The sequence below is a fragment of the Bradyrhizobium sp. genome (assembly GCF_049512235.1).
Lineage (GTDB): Bacteria > Pseudomonadota > Alphaproteobacteria > Rhizobiales > Xanthobacteraceae > Bradyrhizobium.
Genome location: NZ_JBEKXH010000531.1, coordinates 1 through 4,175, shown reverse-complemented (window position 1 = coordinate 4,175; position 4,175 = coordinate 1). Strand labels below are relative to the sequence as shown.

Genomic DNA, 4,175 nt, shown 5'->3' with positions numbered 1-4,175 from the left:
GCTCGTGCTGCTCATGAAGGGAAATACCACTGAGGGTCTGCCGGGCATCAACCTGGTGGTCGCGCGAGCCGAGTCGAAGAAGCAGATTCAGCGGCTTTCGAGGCAGGTGCCATGCGGAAGCGCGGGTGGGGCGGGGAGCACGACACCTGCCTTTGACGGCGGTCGGGTCACTTTGCCGAACCTGATCGATGCCGGCGCCTCGATCGATGGCGGGAGTTTTTTGGCCAGCCTCGACTGGCCTAAATCTTGAATGCGAAACTCACGAGCAGAGACATCGTGGTCTTGTCGTGAGGCTCCCATGGATATGCCTTCCAGCTCCCCCGTCGGCGCCGCAACCATGCCGTCGGCCGCGAGTCCGGGCGCGGCACGCGCGGCAGGCGGCGCCGATCACGCCAACTATCTGCACCATGCCGGCAATCCCTGGTTCCTGGCGCTGACCGCGCTCGGCGTCGTCTACGGCGACATCGGCACCAGCCCGCTCTACGCGTTTCAGGTCGCGCTCGCCGGCATCGGCCATTCGGCCCCGGTCGCGGCCGAGGTTTTGGGCATCGTCTCGCTGATCTTCTGGGCGCTGATGGCGATGGTGTCGCTGAAATACGTCATCTTCGTTCTGCGCGCCGATTATGACGGCGAAGGTGGTATCCTGGCGCTGCTGTCTCTGGTTGCCGCCGACCGGGTCGCCGATGGGGCAAGGCTTCCGATCCTGGTTGCCCTCGGCGCGATCGGCGCCTCGTTGCTCTACGGCGATGGCGTCATCACGCCGGCGATTTCGGTGCTTTCGGCCATGGAAGGGCTGAAGCTGGTCGCGCCGAGCTTCGAAAAATTCATCGTGCCGGTCACGCTGGTGATCCTGATCGGACTGTTCGTGATCCAGCGCCGGGGCACCGAGAGCATCGGGAAGCTGTTCGGTCCCGTCATGGTGGCATGGTTTGTTGTCATCGGGGTGCTCGGAGCGGCCAATATCCTGACAGCGCCGGCCATCCTGCAGGCCGTCAATCCCGTGGAGGCGGCGCGCTTCCTGATCGCCGATCCCCTGATTTCGTTCGCGGTGATCGGCGCGGTGTTCCTGGCCCTGACCGGCGGCGAGGCCTTGTACGCCGACATGGGTCACGTCGGTCCGACCGCGATACGCCGGGCCTGGTTCGTCCTTGTGCTGCCGGCGCTGGTCCTGAATTATTTCGGCCAGGGCGCGCTGATCCTTTCCGACCCCTCGGCGGCGGACAATCCGTTCTACAAACTGGCCCCTGGCTGGGCGCTGATCCCGATGGTGGCGCTGGCCGCGGCTGCCACCATCATCGCGTCGCAATCGCTGATCTCAGGCGTGTTCTCGCTGACCCGGCAGGCGATGCAGATGGGACTGTGTCCGCGCGCCAGGATCGTGCCGACATCGGTCGACGAGGCCGGACAGATCTATATCCCGGCTGCCAACTGGCTGCTGATGGCGGGGACGTTATTCACCGTCGTGCTGTTCCGCTCGTCGGACAATCTGGCGGCGGCCTACGGCATCGCGGTGTCCGGCACCATGCTGATCACCACCATCCTGCTCTACCGCGTCGCGGTGGCGCGATGGCGCTGGCCGGCCGCGGTGGCGTTTTTGATCGTCGCGGCCTTCGGCGCGATCGATGCCATGTTCCTGATATCGAATTCGATCAAGATCGTCGAAGGCGGCTGGTTTCCGCTCATCGTCGGCGGGGCGATCGCGGCCCTGATGCTGTCCTGGCGCAAAGGCTCTTCGCTGGTCAGGTCGCGGCTGCAGGAAATGTCGATGCCGCTTCGGGAATTTCTCGACTATGCCGACAAGACCGTGATCGGCCGGGCGCCGGGAATGGGCGTATGGCTGACCAAGGTCGAGCACGGCGCTTCGCCGATGCTGCTTCGGCATATCGAGCACAACCGGGTCTTGCACCAGACCGTGGTGCTGCTGACCTTCGTGGCCGACCGCCGGCCGCGGGTGCCGTTTCACCAGCGCCACGCGGTTCACAAGCTCGGCCGCGGCTTCTACCGGATTCAGGTCCGGCTGGGATTCATGCAGACCCCGGATATCCCGCTCAGTTTGATCAACTGCAACAAGCTCGGCTTCGACGCCGATCTCGATCACAAGAATTACTACCTGGCCCATGAGACCATCGTCCGCCGCGACGTTGGTTCGGCAATGGGCCCGATATCCTTTGCGATCTTTTCATTTCTCAACCGGATCGCCAGCCGCGCACCGGATTTTTTCAAAATTCCGCACGACGCCGTCATCGAGGTGGGATTTCGCGTCGAGATCTGAAATGGGCGCGGCTGCATAGGCCAGCCGTCAAAACTATTAAATCGGATCTGCTTCTCCCCTCCCCCGCGAAGCGTAAATCCCTTATTTGGCCCTTGAGCCGGCCGGGGATGGCTCGGAAGATTGCAACGATTGGGTGAAGCTTTCCTAAGTGTTTCCCGAACTGTTCGGTCCCCGCGTCCGCTACAGCGGGGCTTCGTTCGGCTTCCAGGTTTCCTGGCCAGCATGCTCGGCCCCGAGGTCGCCGATGAAACCGCCCGCATCATGGAATACGAGCGCGCCTGGCGCGCCAATCGCGACGCCTTCGCGCCGATCTTGACGGCGCGATAAACCATGCGTCATTCTTTCCGGTAAAACGATCGGCCGACCCGGCATGGGAGGACAGGTATTGAAGTTTCTGGCATGGCCATGCCTGGCGGTCGGTATCTGGACGGCATCGATGATGGCGGCCCCCGCGAGCGCCGATCCACTGCACGACGAGATCGCGCCTTTCGGCAAGCTGCGGGTGGCGATCGCGGTCAGCCCGGCCGGCGGCGCCTTCTGGTGCACCAAAAACGAAGCCGGCGGCTATGCCGGGGTGCCGGTCGATCTCGGCAAGGCGATGGCGGCCGAGCTCGGTGTGCCGGTCGAATATGTCGTGCATCAGAATTCCGGAGAGATCACCGATGCCGCGGCCAAATCAAGCTGGGACGTCACCTTCCTGCCCAGGGATGGCCTGCGCGAGACCAAGATGTCGTTCGGGCCTGTCTACGAGGTGGCTGACGCGACCTACATCGTCAAGGCAGGTTCAACGGTGGCGAATTTCCAGACCCTCGACCAGCCCGGCGTCAAGGTCGCCGCCGTCAATAACACCACCACCATGCGGGGCGCGATGGCGCATCTGAAGAACGCAACAGTCATGGGTTATCAGACCTATGACGAAATCTTCGGCCTGCTCAAAAGCGGCGAAATCGATGCCTTCGCGCTGTCGCGCGACCAGCTCAACGCCATGGCGAAGAAGATCCCGGGAACGCGGGTGCTCGATGAAACCTTCAAGCAGACGGTGACTGCGGTTGCGGTGCCCTTGAATCATCCGCTGGCGCTGGCGTTCGTCACCAAATTCATGACCGAGGCCACGACGGATGGCGTGCTGCGGCGTGCGTATGACAACAATGCCCTCAAGGACTTGCCGATCAGGATGAAATAGCGATCACAAGTTACGGCTTCCCGCCGCCCTGTATCGGTTCGAGGCCGGCCTTGGTGAGGATCGGAGCGGCCTGCGCGGAGGAGAGGTATTCGATCAGCGACTTCGCCGCATCCGGCTCCTTCGAGGTGGTAGAGATGCCGGCCGAGAATATCGTGATCTTCTGGACCTCGGCCGGCAGCGGGCCGACGATGTCGATGCCCTTGACCGGCATCAGCTCGCTGATCTGCTGAAAGCCGATCTCGGCGCCGCCTTGCGCGACGATTTCGCCGACCGGGGTGGCGGGGATCATCTTGGCCTTGCCTTTCATCTCGTCGGCAATGCCAAGCCGCGAAAACAGTTCGGTACTGACATAGACGCCGCTGGCGCTGTCGGAATAGGCGACCGATTTCGCCGCCTTGAGCGTGCGCGTGAGCGCATCGACCGAGCTGATGTCCGGCTTCGGCGCACCGGCACGCACCGCGATACCGATCGGCGAGCGCACCAGATCGACGCGGCTGTCGGCGACCGCCTTGCCCTCTTTGATCAGATCGCCAAGGGCGTAGCCGACCAGGATCAGCACGTCGACGGGCTCGCCGCGTGCCAGCCGCACCGGGATCGCATTTGGCGTGGTGCCCATCGAGGGACCAAAGGCGGTAACGACCGTATTCCCGCTGGCGCGTTCGTAGTCGGGGATCAGAGCCTTGTAGGCGGCGGTCAGACCGCCCGAGATCATCACCTTGA

At 63.4% G+C, this 4,175-nt stretch carries 4 protein-coding genes; 3 read left to right on the top strand and 1 reads right to left on the bottom strand.

The genetic code is table 11. From position 1 onward, the window contains the following. From ABSG20_RS31125 to ABSG20_RS31115, 3 genes are all read left to right on the top strand, one after another. The coding region (locus ABSG20_RS31125; RefSeq protein ID WP_423868284.1) for a hypothetical protein at positions 1 to 250 on the top strand (250 nt) is incomplete at its 5' end. A 48-nt stretch (positions 251 to 298) separates the two neighbouring features. Next, positions 299 to 2,272, top strand: coding sequence for a potassium transporter Kup (locus ABSG20_RS31120; protein ID WP_423868283.1), 1,974 nt, complete (start codon positions 299 to 301; stop codon positions 2,270 to 2,272). A 439-nt stretch (positions 2,273 to 2,711) separates the two neighbouring features. Continuing rightward, entirely contained in the window at positions 2,712 to 3,455 is a 744-nt protein-coding gene (locus ABSG20_RS31115; protein ID WP_423868285.1) for a transporter substrate-binding domain-containing protein, read from the top strand. Between the two features lie 10 nt (positions 3,456 to 3,465). Here the strand turns inward: ABSG20_RS31115 and ABSG20_RS31110 are convergent. Next, positions 3,466 to 4,175, bottom strand: a 710-nt coding sequence (locus ABSG20_RS31110; protein WP_423868282.1) for a substrate-binding domain-containing protein, incomplete at its 5' end; no start/stop codon positions are given.